The organism is Collinsella aerofaciens ATCC 25986 (assembly GCF_010509075.1).
Taxonomy (GTDB): Bacteria; Actinomycetota; Coriobacteriia; order Coriobacteriales; family Coriobacteriaceae; genus Collinsella; species Collinsella aerofaciens.
This window is the reverse complement of record NZ_CP048433.1, coordinates 1,919,518-1,943,728: the sequence shown is the minus strand read 5'-3', so window position 1 is coordinate 1,943,728 and position 24,211 is coordinate 1,919,518. Positions and strand designations below refer to the sequence as shown.

At 60.5% G+C, this 24,211-nt stretch carries 18 protein-coding genes; 5 read left to right on the top strand and 13 right to left on the bottom strand.

The features are described from left to right. Window positions 1-11: 11 nt before the first annotated feature. From GXM19_RS08735 to GXM19_RS08720, 4 genes are all read right to left on the bottom strand, one after another. The gene (locus tag GXM19_RS08735; protein ID WP_006235195.1) at window positions 12-830 is read right to left on the bottom strand and encodes a PTS mannose/fructose/sorbose transporter subunit IIC; all 819 of its coding nucleotides are present in this window, start codon (window positions 828-830) and stop codon (window positions 12-14) included. Window positions 831-848: 18 nt separating this feature from the next. Continuing rightward, on the bottom strand, window positions 849-1,838 hold the full coding sequence (locus tag GXM19_RS08730; protein WP_006235196.1) for a PTS sugar transporter subunit IIB: 990 nt from the start codon (window positions 1,836-1,838) through the stop codon (window positions 849-851). A 405-nt stretch (window positions 1,839-2,243) separates the two neighbouring features. After that, window positions 2,244-2,672 (bottom strand): hydrogenase maturation nickel metallochaperone HypA/HybF, encoded by a 429-nt coding sequence (locus GXM19_RS08725; protein WP_040359136.1) that lies wholly within the window; start codon window positions 2,670-2,672, stop codon window positions 2,244-2,246. A 30-nt stretch (window positions 2,673-2,702) separates the two neighbouring features. Continuing rightward, window positions 2,703-5,480, bottom strand: coding sequence for an FAD-dependent oxidoreductase (locus GXM19_RS08720; protein ID WP_006235199.1), 2,778 nt, complete (start codon window positions 5,478-5,480; stop codon window positions 2,703-2,705). A gap of 187 nt (window positions 5,481-5,667) precedes the next feature. Here GXM19_RS08720 and GXM19_RS08715 point away from each other — a divergent pair, with 187 nt between their 5' ends. From GXM19_RS08715 to GXM19_RS08705, 3 genes are all read left to right on the top strand, one after another. Further along, window positions 5,668-6,330 (top strand): TetR/AcrR family transcriptional regulator, encoded by a 663-nt coding sequence (locus GXM19_RS08715; RefSeq protein ID WP_006235200.1) that lies wholly within the window; start codon window positions 5,668-5,670, stop codon window positions 6,328-6,330. Between the two features lie 63 nt (window positions 6,331-6,393). Further along, window positions 6,394-7,401, top strand: coding sequence for a DUF5692 family protein (locus GXM19_RS08710; RefSeq protein ID WP_006235201.1), 1,008 nt, complete (start codon window positions 6,394-6,396; stop codon window positions 7,399-7,401). A gap of 239 nt (window positions 7,402-7,640) precedes the next feature. Next, the gene (locus GXM19_RS08705; protein ID WP_006235202.1) at window positions 7,641-9,137 is read left to right on the top strand and encodes a hypothetical protein; all 1,497 of its coding nucleotides are present in this window, start codon (window positions 7,641-7,643) and stop codon (window positions 9,135-9,137) included. A 73-nt stretch (window positions 9,138-9,210) separates the two neighbouring features. On the opposite strand, the gene GXM19_RS08700 is transcribed toward GXM19_RS08705, so the two are convergent. The 4 genes from GXM19_RS08700 to GXM19_RS08685 all read right to left on the bottom strand — a co-directional run bounded on the left by GXM19_RS08700 (window position 9,211) and on the right by GXM19_RS08685 (window position 14,878). After that, window positions 9,211-10,563 (bottom strand): ATP-binding protein, encoded by a 1,353-nt coding sequence (locus tag GXM19_RS08700; RefSeq protein ID WP_006235203.1) that lies wholly within the window; start codon window positions 10,561-10,563, stop codon window positions 9,211-9,213. A 321-nt stretch (window positions 10,564-10,884) separates the two neighbouring features. Then, complete coding sequence (locus GXM19_RS08695) at window positions 10,885-11,079, bottom strand: hypothetical protein (RefSeq protein WP_040359140.1); 195 nt, start codon at window positions 11,077-11,079, stop codon at window positions 10,885-10,887. 132 nt (window positions 11,080-11,211) lie between these two features. Further along, window positions 11,212-13,839, bottom strand: coding sequence for an ATP-dependent chaperone ClpB (gene clpB, locus GXM19_RS08690; RefSeq protein ID WP_006235205.1), 2,628 nt, complete (start codon window positions 13,837-13,839; stop codon window positions 11,212-11,214). Window positions 13,840-14,206: 367 nt separating this feature from the next. Further along, window positions 14,207-14,878 carry a hypothetical protein gene (locus GXM19_RS08685; protein WP_147293026.1) on the bottom strand — a complete coding sequence of 224 codons (672 nt, stop codon included), beginning with the start codon at window positions 14,876-14,878 and terminating at the stop codon, window positions 14,207-14,209. A gap of 234 nt (window positions 14,879-15,112) precedes the next feature. Here GXM19_RS08685 and GXM19_RS08680 point away from each other — a divergent pair, with 234 nt between their 5' ends. Next, window positions 15,113-15,781, top strand: a complete 669-nt coding sequence (locus GXM19_RS08680) for a hypothetical protein (protein ID WP_006235207.1) — start codon at window positions 15,113-15,115, stop codon at window positions 15,779-15,781. 474 nt (window positions 15,782-16,255) lie between these two features. On the opposite strand, the gene GXM19_RS08675 is transcribed toward GXM19_RS08680, so the two are convergent. The 5 genes from GXM19_RS08675 to dnaK form a co-directional block, all read right to left on the bottom strand. Beyond that, window positions 16,256-18,556 carry a hydratase gene (locus GXM19_RS08675; protein ID WP_006235209.1) on the bottom strand — a complete coding sequence of 767 codons (2,301 nt, stop codon included), beginning with the start codon at window positions 18,554-18,556 and terminating at the stop codon, window positions 16,256-16,258. A 388-nt stretch (window positions 18,557-18,944) separates the two neighbouring features. Next, complete coding sequence (locus GXM19_RS08670) at window positions 18,945-19,361, bottom strand: heat shock protein transcriptional repressor HspR (RefSeq protein ID WP_006235210.1); 417 nt, start codon at window positions 19,359-19,361, stop codon at window positions 18,945-18,947. Between the two features lie 72 nt (window positions 19,362-19,433). Then, window positions 19,434-20,399 carry a DnaJ C-terminal domain-containing protein gene (locus GXM19_RS08665; RefSeq protein ID WP_006235211.1) on the bottom strand — a complete coding sequence of 322 codons (966 nt, stop codon included), beginning with the start codon at window positions 20,397-20,399 and terminating at the stop codon, window positions 19,434-19,436. Window positions 20,400-20,507: 108 nt separating this feature from the next. Further along, complete coding sequence (locus GXM19_RS08660; RefSeq protein WP_006235212.1) at window positions 20,508-21,350, bottom strand: nucleotide exchange factor GrpE; 843 nt, start codon at window positions 21,348-21,350, stop codon at window positions 20,508-20,510. Between the two features lie 2 nt (window positions 21,351-21,352). Then, a complete protein-coding gene (gene dnaK, locus GXM19_RS08655) occupies window positions 21,353-23,245 on the bottom strand; it encodes a molecular chaperone DnaK (RefSeq protein ID WP_006235214.1) in 1,893 nt (630 codons plus the stop codon). A gap of 592 nt (window positions 23,246-23,837) precedes the next feature. On the opposite strand from dnaK, the gene GXM19_RS08650 reads away from it, so the two are divergent. Continuing rightward, window positions 23,838-24,089 carry a ferredoxin family protein gene (locus tag GXM19_RS08650; protein ID WP_158564522.1) on the top strand — a complete coding sequence of 84 codons (252 nt, stop codon included), beginning with the start codon at window positions 23,838-23,840 and terminating at the stop codon, window positions 24,087-24,089. Window positions 24,090-24,211 lie beyond the last annotated feature (122 nt).

Genomic DNA, 24,211 nt, shown 5'->3' with positions numbered 1-24,211 from the left:
TCACTCCCCTCCTACTCGTAATCGTTCAGAATGTCGCCGAGCGGGTCGCCGGAGCCACCGCCCATGCCGCCACCCTGCTTGGCCAGATCCTTAAGGCCAAGGTAGATGAGGGCAAGGGAGATGCCGATGAGACCAAGGGCGATCAGCGTGAGCTGAGGGATGGCAGCAAGGACAAAGCCGAGGACGAAGAACGGCCAGGTCTCCTTGGTGGCCATCATGTTGATGACCATGGCGTAACCGACGGAAGCGACCATGCCGCCGCCGACAGCCATGCCGCCGGACAGCCAGTCGGGCATAGCGTTAAGCGCGTTGGTAACGGCCTCGGCCGGGATGACGCACAGAAGCACTGCCGGGATGGCGATACGAAGGCCCTGCATGAGGATGGCAGCATACTGCCAGCGCTCGATGCCGGAGAAGTCGCCCTTCTCGGCGCAACCGTCCATGGCGTGAGCGATAGCGGTAGCAATGGTACGGCAGATCATGGTCAGGAACAGACCAGCGACCGACAGCGGGACGGCGACGGCGATAGCGGTGGTAACGGCCTTGGCCGAATCGGTGGCGCCACCGTTGAGGGCGAGCACCATGATGATCGAAGAAGCGACCGAGGCCAGAGCGGCGTCAGGCGCGACAGCGGCGCCGACGTTAGCCCAGCCAAGGGCCATCATCTGGAGCGAACCGCCCAGGAGGATGCCCTCCTGAAGGTGACCGGTTACGAGACCGATAAGCGTGCATGCCACGAGCGGCTGATGGAACTGGAACTCATCCAGAATGCCTTCCATACCGGCAAGCAACGCGACAATCGCAACAAGCAGAATAGTGATTGCAGACATGTATCGGACCCTCCTTTACTATGCTTGAGCGGCCAGTTCGGCCTTAGCTTTCTTCAACATGGCGTCGAGATCCTCGGAGGAATCCGAAGGAACCTTGCGGACCTCGAACTTGACGCCCTTGGCCTTGAGGGCCTCGAGAGTCTTGACGTCATCATCGCCCATAGCGACGGCGTTGGTGACGACGACCTTGCCCTTGGAGTGAGCCATGGAACCGATGTTGACTTCCTTGATGTCGACACCGGCCTCGATGGCCTTGAGCAGATCCTGCGGGTTCTCAAAGAGCAGCATGGCCTTGGTGTCACCAAAGCGCGTGTCCTTGACGACCTCGGCCATCTTCTTGATGGGCACGACGTTGGCATGGACTCCCGGAGGGGCAGCCTGCTCGATCATGGTCTTGCGGAGCTCGTCGTGAGCAACGCCGTCGGAAACCACGATGATGCGGTTGGGGTTGATCTGCTTGGTCCACGTGGTGGCCACCTGACCATGAAGCAGACGGGTGTCGATACGGACGTGGGCGATCTTGATGTGCCCATCGCCGATGACCGTTCCCGGAGGGATGGCGCCTGCAGGAGCAGCGGCGGCCGCAGCCGGCTTCTTCTCCTCGGGCTCCAGAGACTCGGGCTTGACACGCACGCCAGCCTTAGCCTCAGTCACGAGATGTTTTGCGATCGCATGTGCAGTGTTCTTTGCGTCAAAGCGCTGCGAATATGCCTCGATGAGCATAGGCAGGTTGACACCGGTGACGATAGCCCAGGAATCGTGGCCCTCGATGAGCCCGCTGATCTGGTTGAACGGCGTGCCGCCCCACAGATCAACGAGGAAGAGCACCTGCTCCTGGTCTTCGAAGGAAGCGATTGCTTCCTCGACCTTGGCACGGAAGTCGTCGGGCCCCATGCTCGGCTCGAGCGAGACCACGGCAACAGACGGCTGATCGCCAAAGACCATCGAGCCCGTCTGCTTGATTCCAGCTGCCAAGTCCCCGTGGCTAGCAAGAACAATACTTACCATCACATAACCTCCTTTTTGTCTACGTATTTCCTACACGACATGAAAGGAGTATAGCTGTTTGGTTTGTGGAATTATAGCTAAATCCGCAAAAGGTTGGATTATTTGTTTAAACGTCTAGGTTTGTTACAAGTTGATTACGTTACTGCTTTTTGACTCATTACACGACAAGGCGTCGCTCATCAAGCCATGCATTTTACAGATACAAGCAGGCTGTTCATTAATATCGATTTTAGGCAAGCGCGAATGCGCTTGTACTGCCGCTATTTTGTTTAAACAGACATGGCTTGACTATTTTCGTGACTTATGATTTATGAAACCACTCAAAATAGTTGCGGTGGAATAGTTCTTGTTTAAGAGCCAGAAGGCTGAATTTAGGAACTATTTCACCGCAACTTATAGGGAATCCTAGGCGATGTGGAGGGGGTTGGCGGCGTCGACGGCGTCGGGGACGTCGGAAGGACCGTCGGGGACAGCGTCTGCCGGGTCCTCGTCGGGGGTCTCGATCTGCTTGATCATGACCTCCTGGCCCTGCAGCAGGTATGTCTCGCCGCTACCGCAATGGGGACAGGTCTTGCCGTGCTCGACCGTCGCGTAGTCGCAGCTACACGCCTCGCAATGCGTCACAGCCTCGACGGGCTCCACAACAAGCTCCGCGCCCTGCGCGATGGGCTTTTTATCTACCGCCCAGCGCCAAGCGTCGAGCAGCAAGTCGGGAACGACGCCCGAGACCTCGCCCAGCAGCAACGTCACGCTCGAAACGCGACGCACGCCATGAGCGCGCGCCACGTTCTCGACATCGCGAATGATGTGGTAAACGATCCCCAATTCATGCACTTTTTCTTCCGCCGTTCCCGTTATGGCTACTTACTTGCGACCGAACTTAATCTTGATGGCGCGCTTGAGCGCGTACTTGCCGAGGCTTGGGAGCTTTTGCTCGTATTTGACCATCGTGGAGCACTCGGGGCGGTCGCGATCCAGATGGATGGCGTCGAACGCGCACTTGGTGGTGCACAGGCCGCAGCCGATGCACTTGTTGGGGTCGACGATCGAGGCACCGCAACCCAGGCAGCGGGCGGTCTCGGCGCGCACCTGCTCTTCGGTAAAGGTCTCAACATACTCGCTAAACGGCGCGGCCTTCTCGCGCTCGCGGTCCACGTGGGCAACCTCGCGGCTCGCGTTGTCGTAGCTCTCGAGCACAACGTCGTCGCGGTCGAGCGCGGTGTAGCGGCGCTGATTGCGGCCGATGGTGAGCGTGGATCCCGGCTGCACAAAGCGATGGATGGACACGGCGGCCTCGTGGCCGGCGGCGATGGCATCGATGGCAAAGCTCGGACCGGTGTAGACGTCGCCGCCCACAAAGATGTCTGGCTCGGCGGTCTGGTAGGTCTGGGGATCGGCAAGGGCACCCTGGCCGCGGCCGAGCTCCACCTTGGAGCCAGCCAGCAGGTCGCCCCACACAATGGACTGGCCAATCGACATGACGACACGGTCGGCATCGACACGGCGCAGATCGTTCTCGTCGTACTCGGGCGCAAAACGGCCCTCGTCGTCAAAGACACGCGTGCAGCGCTTAAAGGTTATGCCGCACACACGACCGGCCTCGTCCAGGTGAACTTCCTTGGGGCCCCAACCGCAGCTGATGTGCGCGCCATCCTCGATGGCCTCGCGACGCTCCTCCTCGCTCGCGGGCATCTGGGCCTCGCTCTCCAGGCAGAACATCTCAACGTGCTCGGAACCCAGACGGCAGGCGTTGCGGGCAACGTCGATGGCCACGTTGCCGCCGCCCACCACAATGGTGCAGCCGGACAGGGTATCGATCTTGCCGCTGTTAACCTCGCGAAGGAAGTCGACGGCCACGGTCACGTCCTCGGCACTCTCGCCCGGAATGCCGGCAAGGCGGCCGCCCTGGCAGCCAATGGCAACGTAGAAGGCCTTAAAGCCCTGCGCGCGCAGCTCGTCGAGCGTCACGTCGCGACCGACTTCCACGCCATAGCGAAACTCGGCACCCATCAGGCGAATGACCTCGACCTCGGCCTCAATGACGTCCTTCTGCAGCTTAAAGCTGGGAATGCCGTAGGTGAGCATGCCGCCCGGGCGCTCGTTCTTCTCGAACACGACAGGTTTGTAGCCCTTCTCGGCCAGGTAGAAAGCGCAGGACAGGCCGGCCGGACCGGCACCGATGATGGCGATCTTCTGATCGAAACCGCCAGCGCGCGTCGGCGTCACCACGTGCGGGACATAGCGGGTCGCGGCATCCAGATCGCGCTGAGCGATGAACTTCTTGACCTCGTCGATAGCCACGGCGGCGTCCACACGGCCGCGAGTGCAGGCATCCTCACAGCGGCGGTTGCACACACGGCCGCAGATAGCGGGCAGCGGATTCTCGCGCTTAATGAGTGCTAGGGCCTCGTCGTAGCGACCCTGAGCCGCGAGCTTCAAATAGCCCTGAACGGCAACGTGCGCGGGGCAGGCCGTCTTGCAGGGAGCGGTGCCGGACTCATGCGTCTCGATGCGGTTGTCGTTGCGGTAGTTGGGCGACCACTTGGTGTGGTCCCACTTGGTGGCATCGGGCAGCTCCTGGCGCGGATACTCGGGCACCTGTCCGCCGGCCTTTTTGCTGCAGAGCTTCTGGCCCAGCTTGGCGGCGCCGGCCGGACACACCTCAACGCAGCGACCGCAGGCCACGCACTTGTCCTTCTCGACCTTGGCGACATAGGCCGAGCGCGACAGGTTGGGCGTGTTGAACAGCTGCGAGGTGCGCAGGGCGTAGCACACGTTGACGTTGCAGTTGCAGATGGCGAAGATCTTGTTCTCGCCGTCGATATTGGTGATCTGGTGCACAAAGCCGTTGTCCTCGGCCTGGCGCAGGATGTCGTAAACCTCGTCGCGGGTCACGTAATGGCCACGATCGGTTTCGACCACGTAGTCGGCCATATCACCCACGGCGATACACCAATCGGCCGGGTCGTCGGCGCAGCCCTCACCCATCACGCGACGGCTCGCGCGGCAGCTGCAGGTGCTAGCGGCATATTTGCCATCGTATTTGTCGAGCCAATGCTCGATATGCTCGATCGGCACCGAGGTGCTCGAAGCATCGATAGCCTTCTCGACCGGAATGACATGCATGCCGATACCGGCGCCTCCGGGCGGCACCATCGGCGTGGCCTTGGACAGCGGTCCCTTGGACGCCTGCTCAAAGAACTTGGCATAGACCGGGTGCTCCTCGAGCTGGCTCACGCGCATGTTGAGGAACTCAGCGGAACCCGGCACCAGCATGGGCAGCACCCACTGCTTGGCGCGCTCGGGGTTTTCCCAGTTGTACTCGAGCAGACCCGTGTAGCTCATGTCGTCGAGCATCTTCTCGATATCGGCCTCGGGCATGCCGGTGAGCTTGGCCATCTCGGGCAGCGTATAGGGACGGCGCATCTTCATCTTGCAGAGCACTTCGGCCTGCTCGTCGGTCGCGGCCTCGGCAAACGACCAGTACTCGTAGCCCAACAGCTCGTCGCGATGCAGCAGACGGTTGGTGCAGTGCTCGCACAGCTTGACGATGGCCTCGCGCGGATGCTCCGGCAGCGGCGGCACGAACTCCGAACCGATGTCGGGCTCGGTGTAGCTAATCCCCGGTCCGTTGAGAATCATGGTTGTCCCTTCTCTTGCCACAGCCCGACGAGGCCGCAGCGCCCCTCTTTTTTTGCAGGCCGGGCATGCCCCATGCCGTTCACCCGCCATTGTTGACATTGTGTCAAAAATAGTATTGACGAACCGTCAACAATATTCAAGACTGTTAGGCGAACGGTCAGGCAAAAGAGGATGAAGGCGGCAAAACATGGGCAACAACACAGCAGGTACCTCTGTGGTCGATGCCGTCCCCGCATCCGATAGCGCGGCAAAGCGCCTGACGGGCGACGAACGCCGTCGCGAGATCCTCGATGCCGTGCGCACCGTAAGCTCCGAGCTGGGCGTGTCCCACCTATCGGTATCGGCCGTGACCAAGCGAGCCGGCTGCACGCGCTCGCTGTTCTACCACTACTTCGCCGACATGGACGCCGCCGTCACCGCCGTTATGGACGAGGCGATCGACGGCTTTATCTCCGAACTCGAGCGGTGGAACGCCGACCGCACCGTCGGTGATATCGAGGGCGCGCTCGACACCGTCGCCCCGCTCTTTAAGCGCCTGGTCGCCAGCGGCCACGAGCTGCCGAGCACGCTTACCTCGAGCAGCGGCGCGCTCTACGGCGGCTTTTTGCACAACGTGGTCCAGCGCGTGGCGCAGTATATCTGCGACACCACCGTAGTGGATTTTGTCGCCCATCATGAGCTACGCATCGACCATGTCTACGAGACGTTCTACACCCTCATCATGGGTCTTTTGATGTATATCCGCACGCACCCCGATGTGCCCGACGAAACGGTCAAGGAAATCATCGCCTCGACACTCCACATCGATGGCTATACCGCCAAGTATCCGGAGCGCAAGCCCCAGAACTGACGACATTTGGCCAAACTGCCCGCGATCAGAAGAGGGGCCGCGGGCGTGTGAAAGGAGAGCAGCATGCTGTTCGATGTTTGGGGTAGCGATACCCTTATCCACTGGGCCGGCTGGGCCATGGTCTTTATTGGCCTGATCGTGCTCAACGAGGTCGGCCGCCGCACTAAGCTGGGCGCGGCAATCATCTTTGGCGTGGCTCCGCTGGCCATGACCATCTACTGCGTCGCCATCGCCATCGGCGTTTCGCAGGGTGCCGAGTGGGCGCTCACCAACCCCACCCATGTGTACCAGAACAGCTGGTTCCACTACGCCAAGGTATACGCTGCGCTGGCCGGTTGCTGGGGCTTCATTGCCATTAAGTACCAGTGGGGAAAGATCGGCAAGGCGCATTGGTTCCGTGCGTGGCCGTTTGTGATCGTCGCCATCAACATCATGATTGCCGTCGTGTCCGACTTCGAGAGCGCCTACCACTTCTTTGTCCTGGGCGAGTCCACCTGGGTCACCTCCGAAGGTGCTACGCAGCTGGCCGGCTGGAACAACGTGTTCAACGGCATCGCCGGTATCATCAACATCTTCTGCATGACCGGTTGGTGGAGCGTCTACGCCTCCGAGGATCAAACCGACATGCTGTGGCCCGACATGACCTGGGTCTACATCATCGCCTACGACATCTGGAACTTCTGCTACACCTACAACTGCCTGCCCACCCATTCCTGGTTCTGCGGCTTTGCGCTGCTGTTGGCGCCCACCGTCGCCGCCTTTATCTGGAACAAGGGCGGCTGGATCCAGAACCGCGCCTTTACGCTGGCCATTTGGTGCATGTTTGCCCAGGTGTTCCCGTACTTCCAGGAGGAGTCCGTCTTTGTGACCCACTCCACGCTCGACCCCGGCGCCGCTACCGCGGTCTCGATCGCCGCACTGATCGCCAACGTCGCCGCGATCATCTACATCGCCCACCGCGCCAAAAAGCTCGGCCGCAATCCCTACAAGCAGGATGTCTTTGAGGGCACCAGCGATTGGGAGAAGGCTACCGCTCGCCGCGCCAAGGTGGATTACGCACACGCCGAGTAACATGTTGGTCGCTGTTGGCACCTGGGCATAGGCCCGCCTGCCAGATTTTCAATCCAATGTCTCGCAGAGCCCCCGGAAAGCGTTTCACTCGCTTTCCGGGGGCTTTTGTCGTTGCGTCTCTAATCATCATCTATTCAAAAACACGCGCACATATAAAATCGGATTTCAAATCATGCGGCGGCTCTATGGGGTCCCGTTTTTGGGTACAGTGTTGTCCCGATATTGAGCTTGGGGGATGTATGAATGATGAGACGATGGGCCAAGAGGATGCGGCCCAAGATGCAGAAGCGTGTGCCGAAGCCCTGGAGAGCCTAGACCGGATTTCACTTGATGAGATTGCGTTTGACGATTCGGGCGTTGATGTGCAGGATGAGTCGGAAGCCGAGGCGCAGTCCGATGATCAGGATGCAGACGACGTTGAGCCTGCCGAAGATGAGGCAGATCACGAAGACACCGAATGCGAGGCCGACGACCAGCCCGAATCCGACACGAGCGAGGAAACCATCTTGCTCGACAGCTTGCCGGCCGAAGATTCGCTGACCCGCGAGCTTCCCGGCCTGGGCTCCGCTCCTGCCGTGGACGAGACCATCGCCATGGGCGATATTCCCCTGCCGTCCGTTCCCTCGGCACGCGAGGCCGAGGTCCGCCATCGCAAGATGTCGCCCAAGCGCCGCAATCTGATGGTCGCCGGTGTCGTGGCCGTCGCGCTCGTCGCCGGCGGTGCAGGCTATGCTGCCTGGAACGGATATCAGCAAGAGCAGGCTGCCGCTGTCGCCGCCAATGCCCACACGATGATGTCGGTGCAGATTGGCGCGCATGCCGCGGGCCTCGACTGTTCCACTGGCTCCAAGATTCCCGTACAGGTGAGCGGTCAGGATTCTGACGGCTCCTCCGTGAGCGAAACGCTCTATGTTGACGAGCACGGCCGCGGCATCAAACTGCTGCCCGGCGATTACACGCTCTCCATCGCTGCCTCCCCCATCGCGGCCGACGGCACCATCTATACCGTCCCGACCACCAAGACGCAGGTCACCGTTAAGAGCGATGGACAGGATTTAAGTGCCCAGGCCACCTTTAAGCTCAAGGTGCCTTCGGCCGACACAGTGACTGACGACCAGATCGATGCCGCCGCCAAGTATGCCGAAGAGGGCGGTGCGAGCTCCGCCGCGGCTGCCAAAGTGCTCCAGCAGGCAGCAATCGCGCGGCGCGACGCCGCCGTCAATGCCGTGAGCGCGCAAAAGGCACAGGCATCCCGTGATGCTGACGCTCGCCACAAGGCAACTGACCTCTACCAGCTCGATATTCCCGTCGAGTGGTACGGCAAGGTCGAGACTTGGCAGAATGGCAGCACGCTATGCATCTATCTGGGCGACGACGCCAATACGCCGCTCGTGACGCTCGTCGCCGTGCGCGATGGCGAGACCTTTACGCCCGATGACGGCGATACGGTTTTGGGCACGGTCAGCCTAGGCAACGGTTATACCGTCTATGCCAGCGGCCCCGTCTATCCGCACGTGGTGCCCCAGACTATCAACGGGCGCACCCAGAATCCCGTGTCAACCTACCCCATGGACACGGCCATTGAGCTTGTCGAGCTGACGACCGGCAACCGCTATACGTATAGCCAGATCAAGAACGACCTGGTTGGCAAAGACGGCAACGCAGACGCCGCCACCAAACTCGAGACCGACTACCTCGCGCAGATCCTGCTGCCGAGTATCAAAGCCCAGGACTAGCCTGGCGCAGCAACGTGCTCCCCAATCGTGATGAAGGAGCCAGGAGGTCCTGACCCCACAGGCCCATAGATGATTAGGCAAGGAGCCACTTCCATGCGGGCATAACGTGTACCACACCGTGCTCGCATGGAATATCGGTCTGTTCATCCATGGTAACGATTGCCGACTCGCCAAGATCAAACTGGGCCATCGAGGCATCAAGCGCGGCAATTTCGCGCTCGCGCGTTTTCTCACTTGCCATATCCGCACTCACCTGAATCAGGCTATAAGCCCGCATGAGAAGCGCGTCCCCAGCCACAAAGTCTACCTCATGGCTTTTGCTCTTCTCTTTGATTAGCAGGCGGCAGACCGAGCCGGTCCTCACCGCGGGAGTCCTTCTTCTTAGCGCATTGAACACTGCGGTCTCGAGCCTCTGGCCCTGGTCCAATGCCGATGCGGGAGAGAATGCTCCAAACATCGCAGGGTCGACAGCGTAGACCTTAGACGCAGACCGCATGTTATTTGCCAGTGAACGCGTGAACTCCGGCACAGAAAATAACAGGTAGGCGTCCTCATAATACTCAAGTAAATCGCTGAGCGAATTACGACTGACGGGTATCTGTCTGCTCTTGAACTCGTTGTACACTTTGTTCACTGACAGCTCTCGTCCCGAAGATGCCATACACCGCGTCAAGAACAGCGATGCCAGGCGAGGGTTCTTGACGTCGTAACGTTCAACGACGTCCATGGCGACCGTTCGCGAAGCATATTCCTGTAGCAGCTGAATCGCGTCTGCAGGCGTCTGCTCAAGTGTCGCGATGAATCCCCCTTGTTCAAGATACCCGATCAGATGATGTCGAAGCAGCGCTGCATCGCTCGGGGAAAAGGTCGCATCTGGCTCGGGGACGCTCCCCGTCTTATATCGAACGTATTCCGAAAAACTCAACGGAAAAAGCTCTCGCACAAGAGAACGACCCCTGAACTCGCTCTTAAGTTCTGAGGACAGCATCTTGGAAGAAGATCCCGTCACATAGACGGTCGCTTTCTCCGTATCGACTACACGCCGCAGAAACGCACCCCATTCGGGAATTTCCTGGATCTCGTCAAAGAAAATGTAAGCGCCCTCGGTTCGAGCAACAGGATACAGTGCATAGAACGTGTCGAGCACGTCCGCCAGCAGCGATGGCTCATACGGGCGCAAGCGCTCATCCTCAAAATTGAAGTAAAGCATCCGGTCAAGCTCGACGCCCCGGCTCTGAAGCCGCCGCATCTCCTGATACAGGCGATACGTCTTTCCACAACGGCGGGCCCCCACAATCACATTTACGATGTTGTCGCGCTTTGGCTCCTGTGGGTTTCCTAGATCAAGGTCTCGCTCAAAGACCTGCGGAACCCCCTGCTGTTCAAAGTCCTTTATTTTCTGGGCGATCAAGTCGTTGAATGCCATGATTCTCCAATCTTGCTCTCTAGCTAATCAAAATTATAGCGATTCTTGATTAATTAGAGAGCAAGATTATGTCTGACTTGATTAACACTTAAGCAAGTTTTTTCACTATTACTGCTCGAAGGATGCCGAGTGGCTGAGAGGACAACCAAGCCCGAATGCGACTCCCTGGACAGTCGATTTGGGACGGGGCTTTTTTGACTACCGTCCCCCTGTAGAAAAATCCCTAACGCAGTTGCGGTGAAATAGGGATTGTTTTTGCTGGTCAAACCGCAAAACAGTCCCTATTTCACCGCAACTTTTTGGTGGCCTTTTTGGTGGCACTCAGCGCCAGGGGTCGGCTTCGAACATTGGCTCGCGCTCGGGGCGGCGATCGCTGTAGGGATCGTAGCCGTCATCGTCCTCGTTCTCGGCACGGATGTAAGGGTCGCGCGGCTTGGGTGCCGGCTTGGGCGCAGGCTTGGGTGCGGCGGGTGCGGCATCGGTCGCCGGCGTGTTCGTCTTGTTCTCGTCTTTCATCTGCATAGCTCCTTGCCATGTGCTCACGTTCAACACCATCGATTGTCGCACGAAAAAGGGCGGCGGACCCAATTGGATCCGCCGCCCTTGGCGTTTAGAGACGGCTGGTAGATTTTAAGGCATGCCCAAAATCTACTCGGCATCGGGAACCTCGTAGGTGGCCGCCGGCGTGTTGTCGCACACGACGGTAAAGCCGCCGTCCTTGTCGACATCGACCGTCACCTGATCGCCCTCGCGCACCGTGCCGTCGATGATAGCGGCCGCGATGGCATCGACAACCTCACGCTGCACCAGACGCTTGAGCGGACGGGCGCCAAAGACCGGGTCCAGGCCGCCCACGGCGAGCATCTGCTTGGCCGCCGGGGTGATGGCAAGCGTCATGCGCTCCTTGGCCAGACGCGCGCGGACGTCGGCGAGCTGGATGCCGACGATCTTCTCGATCTGCGCCATACCGAGCGGATGGAACACCACGATATCATCGATACGGTTGAGGAACTCGGGGCGGAAGGTCTGAGCCATGGCCGCGTCGACCTGATGGCGCATCTCCTCCTCGTCCTTGCCGGAAAGCTCAGCGATAGCCTTGGAGCCCACGTTAGACGTCATGATGATGATCGTGTTCTTGAAGGATACCTGGCGACCCTGACCGTCGGTCAGACGGCCGTCGTCAAGCACCTGCAGCAGCACGTTGAAGACATCCGGGTGAGCCTTCTCCATCTCGTCGAGCAAGATCACGGAATACGGACGACGGCGCACGGCCTCGGTGAGCTGGCCGCCCTCGTCGTATCCCACGTATCCCGGGGGCGCACCGATCAGACGCTGGACGCTGAACTTCTCCATGTACTCGGACATGTCGATACGCACGAGTGCGCGCTCGTCATCGAACAGGCACTCGGCTAGAGCCTTGGCGAGCTCGGTCTTACCCACGCCGGTGGGGCCCAGGAAGAAGAAGCTGCCAATGGGCTTGTCCGGATCGGAGAGGCCCGCACGGCTGCGGCGCACAGCTGCGGCGACGGCGGAGACGGCCTCGTCCTGGCCGATGACGCGCTTATGCAGCTCACCCTCCAAGCCCTTCAACTTGTCGAGCTCGCCCTGCATCATCTTGGACACGGGCACGCCGGTCCAGGCACTCACGACCTCGGCGATCTCATCGGAGGTCACCTGCTCGTTGAGGCCCTCGCCGTCCTGCTGCTTTTGTGCCTCGAGCGCAGCCTCGGAATCCTGAATCTGTTGCTGCAGACCCGGGATCACGGAATAGCGCAGCTCGGACGCACGGCCCAGGTCGCCGTTACGCGTCGCGCGCTCCTCTTCGCTCTTGGCCTCGTCAAGCTGGCTCTTAAGCTCCTGCACGTGGTCAATGGCGTTCTTCTGGTTGAGCCAGCCGGCCTTTTGCACGTTGAGTTTTTCCTGGACCTCGGCAATCTCCTGGCGCAGGGCCTCCAGACGCTCCTTGGAGGCGTCATCGGTCTCTTTCATGAGCGCCTGTTCCTCGATCTGCAGCTGAGTGAGCTGACGCGTGGTGGCGTCGATCTCGACCGGCATGCTGTCGAGTTCCATGCGCAGGCGGCTTGCCGCCTCATCGACCAAATCGATGGCCTTGTCGGGCAGGAAGCGGTCGGCGATGTAGCGATCGGAGAGGTCGGCAGCTGCCACGAGCGCGCTATCGGTGATATGCACACCGTGGAAGATCTCGTATTTCTCCTTGAGGCCACGCAGGATCGAGATGGTGTCCTCGACGGTAGGCTCGCTCACCATCACGGTCTGGAAACGACGCGCGAGCGCCGCATCCTTTTCGATGTACTTGCGGTATTCGTCGAGCGTGGTCGCGCCGATCGCGTGCAAGTCGCCACGGGCAAGCGCCGGCTTGAGAATGTTGCCGGCGTCCATGGAGCCCTCGGTGGCACCCGCGCCCACGATGGTGTGGAGCTCATCGATGAACAGGATGACCTTGCCCTCGGACTTTTGCACTTCCTTGAGCACGGCCTTCAAGCGGTCCTCGAACTCGCCGCGGTATTTGGCGCCGGCGACCAGCGCGCTCATGTCGAGCTCGATAAGGTCGCGGTCGCGCAGGGTGCTCGGCACGTCGCCGGCCACGATACGCTGGGCGATGCCCTCGACGATGGCCGTCTTGCCGACGCCCGGCTCACCGATGAGCACGGGGTTGTTCTTGGTGCGACGGGACAGGACCTGGATGGTGCGGCGAATCTCATCGGTACGGCCGATGACCGGGTCGAGCTTGCCGGCGCGGGCCAGATCGCAGATGTTGCGACCGTACTGCTCCAGTGCCTCAAACTGAGTCTTGTCCTCGGCAGACGTCACGCGGTCATCGCCACGCAGCTCCTCGTAGACTTGCTCGATGCGCTCCTTGGTGACGCCGGCGTCGCGCAGTACGCGGCCCGCCTCGCCCTTGTCCTCGGCAAGCGCCATCAGCAGATGCTCAGTCACCACAAAGCTGTCGCCCATCTTGGTGGCCTTCTTCTCGGCCTTTTCGATGACGCGGACGAGCTCGTTGGACAGGCCCATCTGCTGGCCCTCGCCCGAAACCTTGGGCGCGTGGTCGATGGCATCCTGTGTGGAGCGTGCGAGCTGAGCCGGGTCGGCACCGATGCGCTCGATGATCACGGAGATATTGCGCTCGCCGGCACCGAGCAGGGCAGACAGCAGATGAATCGGCTCCACCGCGCCGGCCTGCGCATCGGCAGCCGTGCTCATGGCGGTCTGCAGCGCCTCGCGCGACGTCATTGCTAGCTTATCGATTCTCATGGAATCACCTCTCTTGGGGTGGCCGCCCTACGGGGCGGCTTCACGTTGTTCGAGAAGTATTGTTGCCAGCTTTGCGCGATCTTATACACAAATCTAAGTCTCTATATATAAGATTTTCTGAGTGATTAAGAGATAGGGAGCAGGTGCGCTCACCCGCTGCGCCCTCGTCCCCTTACTATCTCAATCTGTAACATCTAGCGACTGTTTATGGCTCCAGATGTTATAGATTGAGACGAACAGAAAACACCCGGATCAAAAATCTAAATCTGTAACACCAGGCCCACTTTTAGCGGCCAAGATGTTACAGATCGAGACAGACCGAAAACCATCACAAAGAGGACAGGCACCTTTGTGGTGGTCGCGGTCTCTACTCCTTCGCCGAACCCATACTTCCCGATTCGACGGTCCAGGGCATCTCATCCTCGAACAGCCATGTACGGGCAGACCCACTATCGCGTGCAGTCTGCGGGTCAGGCAAGCAGGTCTGTTCATAGGCATCTTGGATACACTGATCCATAAAATCGTTGAGCTCGGTCTGGTCGCCCTCCATGACATAGGCGACATCGCCGTCCATGATGTAGATGCCCGGACCCTCATTGCCCTCGTAGCCCGGATCGTACGAGACATCACATAACTTTGCGCCGTTTGCAGTGTCCAGCTCGATAGAAGAGTGGCATCCGCCAACCATGTCGTTCGCTTTTGCCCGATAGGACGCATATCCGTACCAGCGCTTAAATGTTTTGCCCTTGAGTAGCTCGGACGCCCTATCGATCAGGCTTGTATCCGTGGTATAGCGCATGGCCCCAAGCTGAATACGCGGATAATTGCTAATACCCAGCACAGCCGGCTGCTCATCAAAATCAACGGTAATGGTCTCGGGCTTGTCGTCGCCGGTCAGAAGTTCGACAGATTGAGTCACAGGCTTGACCACCGGCTCCGTCACCGCAGCAGGTAGAAATGCCATACCGACAGCGCCCGCGCCAACCACAGCGATCGCAAGCGCCAAAACAATCAATCCAATACGGGCAGGACTTCTCACAGCAAAGCACCTCACAATGCAAGCCTTCACCACCTGCACTAATGATATCGCCAGCCAGCACTATTACCTAAAGGAGCCGCGCGCTCCTCACCACCACAAAGGGGACAGGCACCTTTGTGGTGGTTTTCGACGCTAACGGTCGACCATCTCGCGCCATGAGATTAAACTTGAATTGTTCTCTGAACATATCCATTTCTGCCTATCCTCAACAGATCTTTGTCTCGAGGAGCGCATATGAAGCCGTCTCATTCCACCGGCCGCAACGTCATCGCCATTCTCGCCATACCCATCGTGATGCTCTTCCTTATCGTCATCACGCCCTTTTCTTTTGGTATCGCCTCGCCCTTCGATCTTTGCGGGATGATCGACGCCGGCTCGCGTGCCACCTCGCTCTCCTTTGTCTGCCGTGGCGTGTTCTACGAATATGCAATTCCCACCGGAAGTTGGCAGTCCAAGTTACCGTTGCTCGGCAAGGTCGACGGATGCTCCCCCTATTTCTGCCTTGAACCTCAGGCGCTAAACTATCTGATCGACGACCAGCCACTCGACTCCATCACCCTCGCCTACGACTACGCACCAAACACCGATGAGCGCCACATGAACCAAGTCCTCGACAAGCTGCTTGGACAGTGCGGGCTCACCGCGGAAGCCGGTCGAACCATCTATAGCAACCAGAAATTAAAGCGAACAGAACTCCGCCGTGTCGGAAAAATCAAAGGGCGAAACGGGGCCGCCTACTGGGATGCCTGGGCAACACGCGACAAGGGCGAATTCGGACACAGCACCTATATGGTCACTGTCTACACCAAAGACGGAATTAAGGACAATGTTGACGATTTCGCGTCATCCAAACTCGGCATCCCCAAAACAATCAAGCCCGCCAGCCCAGATGAAATCCTGTAGAGACGCTCATTAGAATGTCGTTCAGCGAGCACGGCAGCATCGAGCTCGCCCCCCACCACCACGAAAGGGACAGGCCCCTTTGTGGTGGTTTTCGACTCTGGCGCTCAACTGTCTCGATCTGTAACACCTAGCTGCCGTTTTGGACCTCAGATGTTACAGATCGAGACGAAATGTTCAGCAGTTTCCGTTTATCTAAATCTGTAACAACTACTCGGCAAATAAGGGTCTACCTGTTACAGAACAAGACAAACCGCGGACCACCACAAAGATGTCTGCCCCCTTTGTGGCGGTTTTCGACAAAAAGAAGCCGCCCCGACAACAGAGGCGGCATCAAGCAAGTCTATTTTTAGCGTCCCTCAAGACCCAACGAGAACGCAGAAATGTAGCCCGGGGCTTACCCTTTCCCGAACGCGACCTTCGCGAAGCGCGTGAGCGGGCGGGAAAGGGTAAGCCCCGGGCGGACAATTAAGTGCGTTACTCGGCAGCGGCCTTGAACTTGTTGTAGTTGATCAAGCAGCCGGCCTTGACGATGGCACGCTCCTCTGCCGTCATATCGGCAATGTAGAGCTCAATCTGCTCAACCGCACCGTCGGCACGCACCACGTAGGCAGCGATGTTCTTCAGGTCGCCATCGAGCGCGGCACGGATACCCGGCACAAAGACGTAGTCGCCCACCTCAAAGTTGGGCTCCGCCTCCATCTGGAAGGGCACCATGCCCCAGTTCATCACGTTGGAGCGATAGCGCTTGGTGGCGTACTCGTGGACGATGTTGGCCAGGCCGCCAATCACGCGCTGGCAGCTCGCGGCCTGCTCGCGGGCGGAACCGTCGCCGGGCTTCTTGGCATAGAGCATAGAGCCGTACTCGGTCGCCTTGGCATCGGCCGTGACACCCGCGCCGGCCAGTGCCTCAAACACGCTGGCAAGCTCAGCATCGAGTGCCGCCAGGTCGCCCGCGGCCTCGCCGGCAACGCGGCGCTTCTCCACGGCGTCGACCTCCTTGGAGCGGCCCACGTAGGCCGGGTCGCGGCGGCTGAGCGTAAACTCGGCCAGGCCCAGCGGGTTGGAGCGGAAGGAGCTCGTCTCGCCCGAGGGAATGAGCTCGTCGGTCGTGGTGACCGGGTCCATGATCTTGGAGCACACCTTGAGCAGGATGTCGTCGCCGAGAGGCTCCATCGCGGGCCACGGCTTGATGTTGGGGCCCTCGACCAGCTCGTCGGCAGGCTCCGCCTTGCCAAAGCCCCAGTACACGCGCTTTTTGTACGGCGCGTCGTCAAAGGTGTACTCGCAGGCCTCGTCCCAAGTCTCCTCGGGCAGGTCGGTCGCCGGCGTCAGGACGCCGCCGTTGGCAGCCGTCGCCGCAATGGAGCGGGCGTCCATCAGGGCTACGGCACTCAGCTGGCCATTACCCGGCTTGGAACCCTCGCGGTTGGGGAAATTGCGCGTGGTGTGGCGGATCGAAAGGCCATTGTTGGCGGGCGTGTCGCCGGCGCCGAAGCACGGGCCGCAGAACGCCGTGCGCACAATCGCGCCGGCCTCCATAAGGTCGTAGATGTAGCCGCGGCGTGTAAGCTCGAGTGCCACGGGCTGGCTCGTGGGATAGACCGACAGCGAGAACTCGCCGCAGCCGGTGTTGGCGCCCTTGAGCACGCGGGCAGCCTGGACCACGGAGTCGTAGTTGCCGCCCGAGCAGCCGGCGATAACGCCCTGCTGCACGTGCAGCTTGCCGTCGATGATCTTGTCGAGCAGGCTAAAGTGCGTCTTGCCCTCGCCGATCTTGGCGGCCTCGAGCTCCACCTCGCGCAGGATGTCCTCGAGGTTCTCGTTGAGCTCGTCGATCTCAAAGCCGTTGGAAGGATGGAATGGCAGCGCAATCATGGGCTTGATGCTCGACAGATCGACCTCGACGCAGCCGTCGTAGTAGGCAACATCGGCGGGCTTGAGCTCGCGGTAGTCGTCGCCGCGGCCGTGCATGGTCAAAAACGCGTGCGTGTCCTCGTCGGTGGCCCAGATGCTCGACAGGCAGGTGGTCTCGGTGGTCATGACATCGACGCCATTGCGGTAGTCGGTCGTCATGCTCGCGATGCCGGGGCCCACAAACTCCATGACCTTGTTCTTAACGTAGCCCTTGGCAAAGACGGCGCGGATGATGGCGAGCGCCACGTCGTGCGGGCCGACGCCGGGGCGCGGGGCGCCCGTGAGGTAGATGGCGACGACACCGGGATAGGCGACGTCGTAGGTGTCGCGCAGCAGTTGCTTTGCCAGCTCGCCACCACCCTCGCCCACGGCCATGGTGCCCAGGGCGCCGTAGCGGGTGTGCGAGTCGGAGCCCAGGATCATCTTGCCGCAACCGGCGAAGTTCTCGCGCATAAAGGAGTGGATGACGGCGATGTGCGGCGGAACGAAAATGCCGCCGTACTTCTTGGCAGCCGAGAGGCCAAAGACGTGGTCGTCCTCGTTGATGGTGCCGCCCACGGCACACAGGGAGTTATGGCAGTTGGTGAGCACGTAGGGCAGCGGGAACTGCTCCATGCCCGAGGCGCGCGCCGTCTGGATGATGCCGACAAAGGTGATGTCGTGGCTCGCCATGGCGTCGAAGCGAATCTTGAGCGCCTCGGGATCTCCGGACGTGTTGTGTGCCTGGAGGATCGAATACGCGATGGTGCCGCGCTTGGCATCCTCGGGCGTCTGCGTAATACCGCGCTCGGCAGCCTCGGCCGCAGGCACAACCTCGCTGCCGCCGCGCAGGTAGACGCCGTCCTCGTACAGCTTGACCATACTGTCTCCCACTCTGCCCAAAAGATTTGGGCGCATAGCATACATTCGTTCAATATCGTGCCATAGAACGGTTGCGAGTGGGTTACGAATCTACACGTTCACTTTATCTCAGTAAAGTAAAGGACGAACCCAGTGTGGGTCGGAAGATTTGGTGCAAGAGCGTCCCTCTCGACTAGTCATTTAAGAACGTCCCCAATGACTACCGCATCCGGAGCAAGGCAACGCCGCAGGTAGAGGACGGACAGCGAGCGACGTCCAGAGCGAACAAGTTGGCATGAAAAAGGCGAGGCATTGACCTTCTGGTCATGCCTCGCCTTTTGAATGACAAATTGTCGCCCTGGGCGGCGAGCAGCGTCGGCCCGTTACGCGGTTTGGTAAAACCGCGTAACTACAGATCCCCGCCTGCGCCCAAAAGCTTGCGCATGACTTGCTCGGGGTTGACTGAGCCGTCGCGCGGGGCCAGGGCGGTAATCTTCTTCTGCATCTTGTACTCGTGCAGCTCGTCCTCGAGCTGGCGCACGCGGGCGCGGAGCTTTTCGTTCTCGCGCTCGCGCTCCTCGGCACGCTCCTTCATATCGAGAATGCGCACCACGCCGGCAAGGTTGATGCCCTCGTCAGTCAGCTGGTTGATGAGCTCCAGGCGCTCGATATCGGCACGCGAATACAGACGCGTGTTGCCACCCGAGCGCTGGGGGTTCACCAGGCCCTTGGACTCGTAGACGCGCAGAGTCTGCGGATGCATGCCGGTCAGCTCGGCCGCCACGCTGATCATGTACAGCGGTTTGTTCCTATTGTCCTCGGCCATGCTACCTGACCCCTTTCCGTCTCGTTATCGTCCATCATAAGCCCGCGGGCGCGGGCGTGCGCCACGACCGCCCTAGTACGTCGCCTTGTAACGGTTGACCTTCTCGCGATAGTCGCGCGTGTCGGCCTCACGCAACTTGGTCATGGCGTCGCGCTCATCATCGGATAGGTTCGTGGGGACCTGCACCTTGATCTCGACGAGCAGCGCGCCTGTGCGGCCACGGTGCTTAACGTCGGGCGCCCCCATCTCCTTAAAGCGGAACTTCTTGCCCGTCTGGGTACCCGCGGGCACCTTCAGACGAACCGTCGCACCGCCGGGCGTCGGCACGTCCACCGTGCAGCCGAGCGCCGCCTCGTAGACCGAGACCGGTACCTCCATAGTCACGTCGGCACCTTTACGCTTAAACAGCGGATGCTCCTCCACGTGCGTGGTCACGACCAGGTCGCCGCGCTCGCCGCCGGCAACGCCGTACTCGCCGCGACGCTTGTAGCGCAGCTTGCCACCGTCGACCGCGCCCGCAGGCACTGAGACCGTAATTGTCTGTTGCTCGCCCGTCGAGGGAATGCGGTAGGTGACCTTGTGCGTCACGCCGCGAAACGCGTCCTCGGCCGAAACATCGACGGTCAACGACAGGTCGCCGCCCTTGCGAGCACGGCTGCGGCCCGCGCCGGCACCGGCAGCGCCCGCAGCCCCGGCAAAGCCCGAGCCCCAATCGCTGCCCCAGGCGCCGTTGCCGCTAAAGATGCTGTCGAAGATATCGCCCCAGCCGCTGGCGCCTGCGCCGGCACCGTAGCCGCCGCCATACGCGCCGCCCGCGCCCGGCATGCCGCCAAACATGAGCATCTGGTCGTACTCTTTGCGCTTCTTCTCGTCCGAAAGCGTCTCGTAGGCCTCGCTGATCTCCTTGAACTTGGCCTCGTCGCCGCCGGCATCGGGGTGATATTTTTGCGCGAGCTTGCGAAACGCGCTCTTGATCTCTTTGTCGGAGGCGCTCTTGGATACGCCCAGGATGTCATAGAAGGTTTTGCCTGCAGCCATCGTAGCTCCTCTCCTGTTATATCCGCCGCCCCTGCGGACGGCGGCTCATGCTTTCATATGGCACTAGGCCAGAAAGGGCCCCGGGTGTTGCCCCGGGGCCCTTCTCAATTACTCCTCGGCGCTCTCGGCCGTATCGGCCGCGGCATCCTCGGGCGCCGCTTCGGGCTCCGGTGCGGGGCGCTTATCGCCACCGTAGGTCACCGTCACCATCGCGGAGCGCAGGATGCGGTCCGCCATGCGGTAGCCCTTCTGGTACACGTCGTTGACGGTCTCGTCGTACTGCGATGCGTCCTCGACACGCCCCACGGCCTGGTGCTCGAGCGGATCGAACGCCTCGCCCTTGGGGTCGATGGGCTCAACGCCCTCGTGCGCAAACACATCAAGCAGCTTGGCATGCACCGCGTCAACGCCATCGACGAACTGCTTAAAATCGTCGGAAAGCTCCTGGCTACGGGCATGGTCGATTGCACGCTCGATATCGTCAACCACCGGCAGCAGCGCAGTGACGAGCTTCTCGGTCGCGCGCTCGCGCTCGGCGATGCGCTCGTTGGCGGTGCGGCGACGGAAGTTCTCCCAATCGGCCTGCAGACGGGCGGTGCGCTCGGTGGCGTCCTTTGCCTTGTCCTCGGCGGCCTTCTGAGCCTCTGCCGCAGCATCGAGCTCATTGCGCACGTCGGCAAGCTCTTTCTGAGCCTGCTCGAACTTGAGCTTAAAGTCGTTGTCGGCGGCTTCCTCACCGGCGCGGATAGCGGCTTCCACCATCTCGTCCTCGGTCATCGTCGCCTCCTTGTTGGAATCCTCTACTTGGTTCTCGGCAGCCTCGGCGGCCGGGGCCTCGTTGGCCTCGGTAACGTCTGCGGCCTCTACGGGAATCTTCACGTCCTTCTCCTCAGAGTCAACGGGGGCGGCACCAACGGCGGCCGCCTCCGTGCGAGCTTTACGGGCGGACATGATTATTTGTCCTCGTCGTCCACAACCTCGTAGTCGGCGTCGACAACGTCATCGTCGGCAGGCTGGGCGCCAGCGGCACCGTCGGTCTGCTGCTGAGCGTCGGCATAGACAACCTGGGCCAGCTCGTAGGCCACGGACTGCAGGGACTCGCCGGCGGCCTTGATGGCCTCGACGTCAGAGCCCTCGAGCGCCTTCTTGGCGTCGGCGATAGCGGCCTCGGCCTTGGACTTCACGTCGGCGGAAACCTTGTCGCCCAGCTCGTTGAGGGTCTGCTCGGTGGAGTAGCACAGACTGTCGGTCTGGTTGCGGACCTCGACCTCTTCCTTCTGCTTCTTGTCCTCCTCGGCATGAGCCTCGGCGTCCTTGACCATACGATCGACTTCGTCGTCGGACAGAGCAGTGGAGCCGGAAATGGTGATCTGCTGCTCCTTGCCGGTGCCCTTGTCCTTAGCGGAGACCTTGACGATACCGTTGGCGTCGATGTCGAAGGTGACCTCGATCTGCGGCACGCCGCGGCGGGCAGCCGGGATACCGGTCAGCTGGAACTTACCGAGCGACTTGTTGTCGCGGGCAAGCTCGCGCTCGCCCTGGAGCACGTTAATCTCGACGCTGGTCTGGTTGTCGGCAGCGGTGGAGTAGACCTCGGTCTTGGAGGTCGGGATCGTGGTGTTGCGGTCGATCATCTTGGTCATGATGCCGCCCATGGTCTCGACGCCCAGCGACAGCGGGGTAACGTCGAGCAGCAGGATGCCCTCGACGTCGCCGGTGAGCACGCCGCCCTGGACGGCAGCGCCGTCGGCAACGACCTCGTCGGGGTTCACGGACATGTTGGGCTGCTTGCCGGTCATGGTCTTGACGAGCTCCTGGACGGCGGGCATACGGGTGGAGCCGCCGACGAGGATGACCTCGGTCAGATCGGAGAGCTTAAGCTTGGCGTCGCGCAGGGCATTGGTGACAGGCTGCTTGCAGCGCTCGAGCAGGTCGCGGGTGATCTTCTCGAACTCGGCGCGGGTCAGCGTGTAGTTGAGGTGCAGCGGGCCGGACTGGTTCATGGTAATGAACGGCAGGTTGATGGTGGTCTGCTGGGCGGCGGAGAGCTCCTTCTTGGCGTTCTCGGCGGCCTCCTTCAGACGCTGCAGGGCCATGGGGTCCTGACGCAGGTCGACACCGTTCTCCTGCTGGAACTTATCGGCCATCCAGTCGATGACGCGCTGATCCCAGTCGTCGCCGCCCAGGTGGTTATCGCCCGAGGTGGACAGAACCTCAAACACGCCGTCGGCGAGGTCGAGGATGGAGACGTCGAAGGTACCGCCGCCCAGGTCAAAGACCAGAATACGCTGGTCGGTGCCCTGCTTGTCCAGGCCATAGGCCAGAGCAGCAGCGGTCGGCTCGTTGACGATACGCTTGACGTTGAGGCCGGCGATCTTACCGGCGTCCTTGGTGGCCTGACGCTGGGCGTCGTTGAAGTAGGCCGGGACGGTGATGACGGCGTCGGTGACGGTCTCGCCCAGATACTTCTCGGCGTCGGCCTTCATCTTGGCGAGCGTCATGGCGCTCACCTGCTCAGCGGTGTAATCCTTGCCCTCGATGTCGACGACGGCACGGCCACCCTGGCCCTCCTTGACCTCATACGGCACGGTCTTGATCTCGGAGGTGCACTCGGAGTACTTGCGGCCCATGAAGCGCTTGATGGAGAACACGGTGTTCTTGGGGTTGGTGACAGCCTGGTTCTTAGCGGCCTTACCCACGACGCGGTCGCCGTCAGCACGGAAGCCCACGACGGACGGGGTGGTGCGGTCGCCCTCGGCGTTCACGATAATGGTCGGAGAACCGCCCTCGAGGACGGCCATTGCGGAGTTAGTAGTACCAAGGTCGATACCAAGAATCTTGCCCATTAGAAATTCCCTCTCTCTTGTGCGTTTACACCGACTCGGCGGTCTGCCGAGCGGTGTTTCGGCTTGTCTTTCAGGATGTAGTGTATCCCCTTATGGGCCGGAATATACAAAATCTAAGTCAATTCATATAAGATTTCTTATTGCTGAGAGTTTAGGTTCTTAAATGCGCAGGTAGACGCACTGTTTGAGTTCTCGGCAAATCTATCGAGATCTATGTAGAGATGGCTGAGGTTTGCGTCCGGGGGTGCCTGGGGGCCGTCTTGCGGAAAGCTCATCCCGGTTTGAGCGTGGATTCCGGGTCGCAGTTTCCGTCTGAAGGCTCAACCGGAAACCGTATCCCGTTTTGAGAGCTGATACCGGCTCGCATTTTCCGCTAGCGGGCCTAACCGGAAACTGCAACCCGTTTTTCGACAAAATAATGGGATGCGGTTTCCGCAAGCACGCTCAATCGCCCTATATTTCAAGTCACCTTTAGCTAACATTTATGCAGCTCAACGGCCCCACCTGCGTGTTTTTTAGTAAACCTTGGCATACTCGGCGAACGGTATGAAGATGCCGGTCAGAGGGTATTGCAAACGGTCGCTCCCGTGGTATGTTTTTGCCCGAATCAAACCGGCGCGCATCACCTGTAGCGTCGGTCAACAGAGAGGAAACTACCATGGCTCATCCCGTAATTGATGCCGACGAGTGCATCGCTTGTGGCGTTTGCGTCGACTCCTGCCCCGCTGGCGTTCTGGAGCTCCAGGACGTCGCTACCGTCGCTGACGAGGACTCCTGCGTCGCCTGTGGCGCTTGCCAGGACGCTTGCCCCGCTGGCGCGATCACCGAGATCGTCGAGGAGTAACAACTCCCCCACCTGCACACTCAAAAGTACACCGTGCACAAAAAAGGAGGCCTCCGCATCGCCGCGGAGGCCTCCTTTTGCATGTGTGGGCAGCTAATTTGGAGCGGGACCCTTGGCAGTTG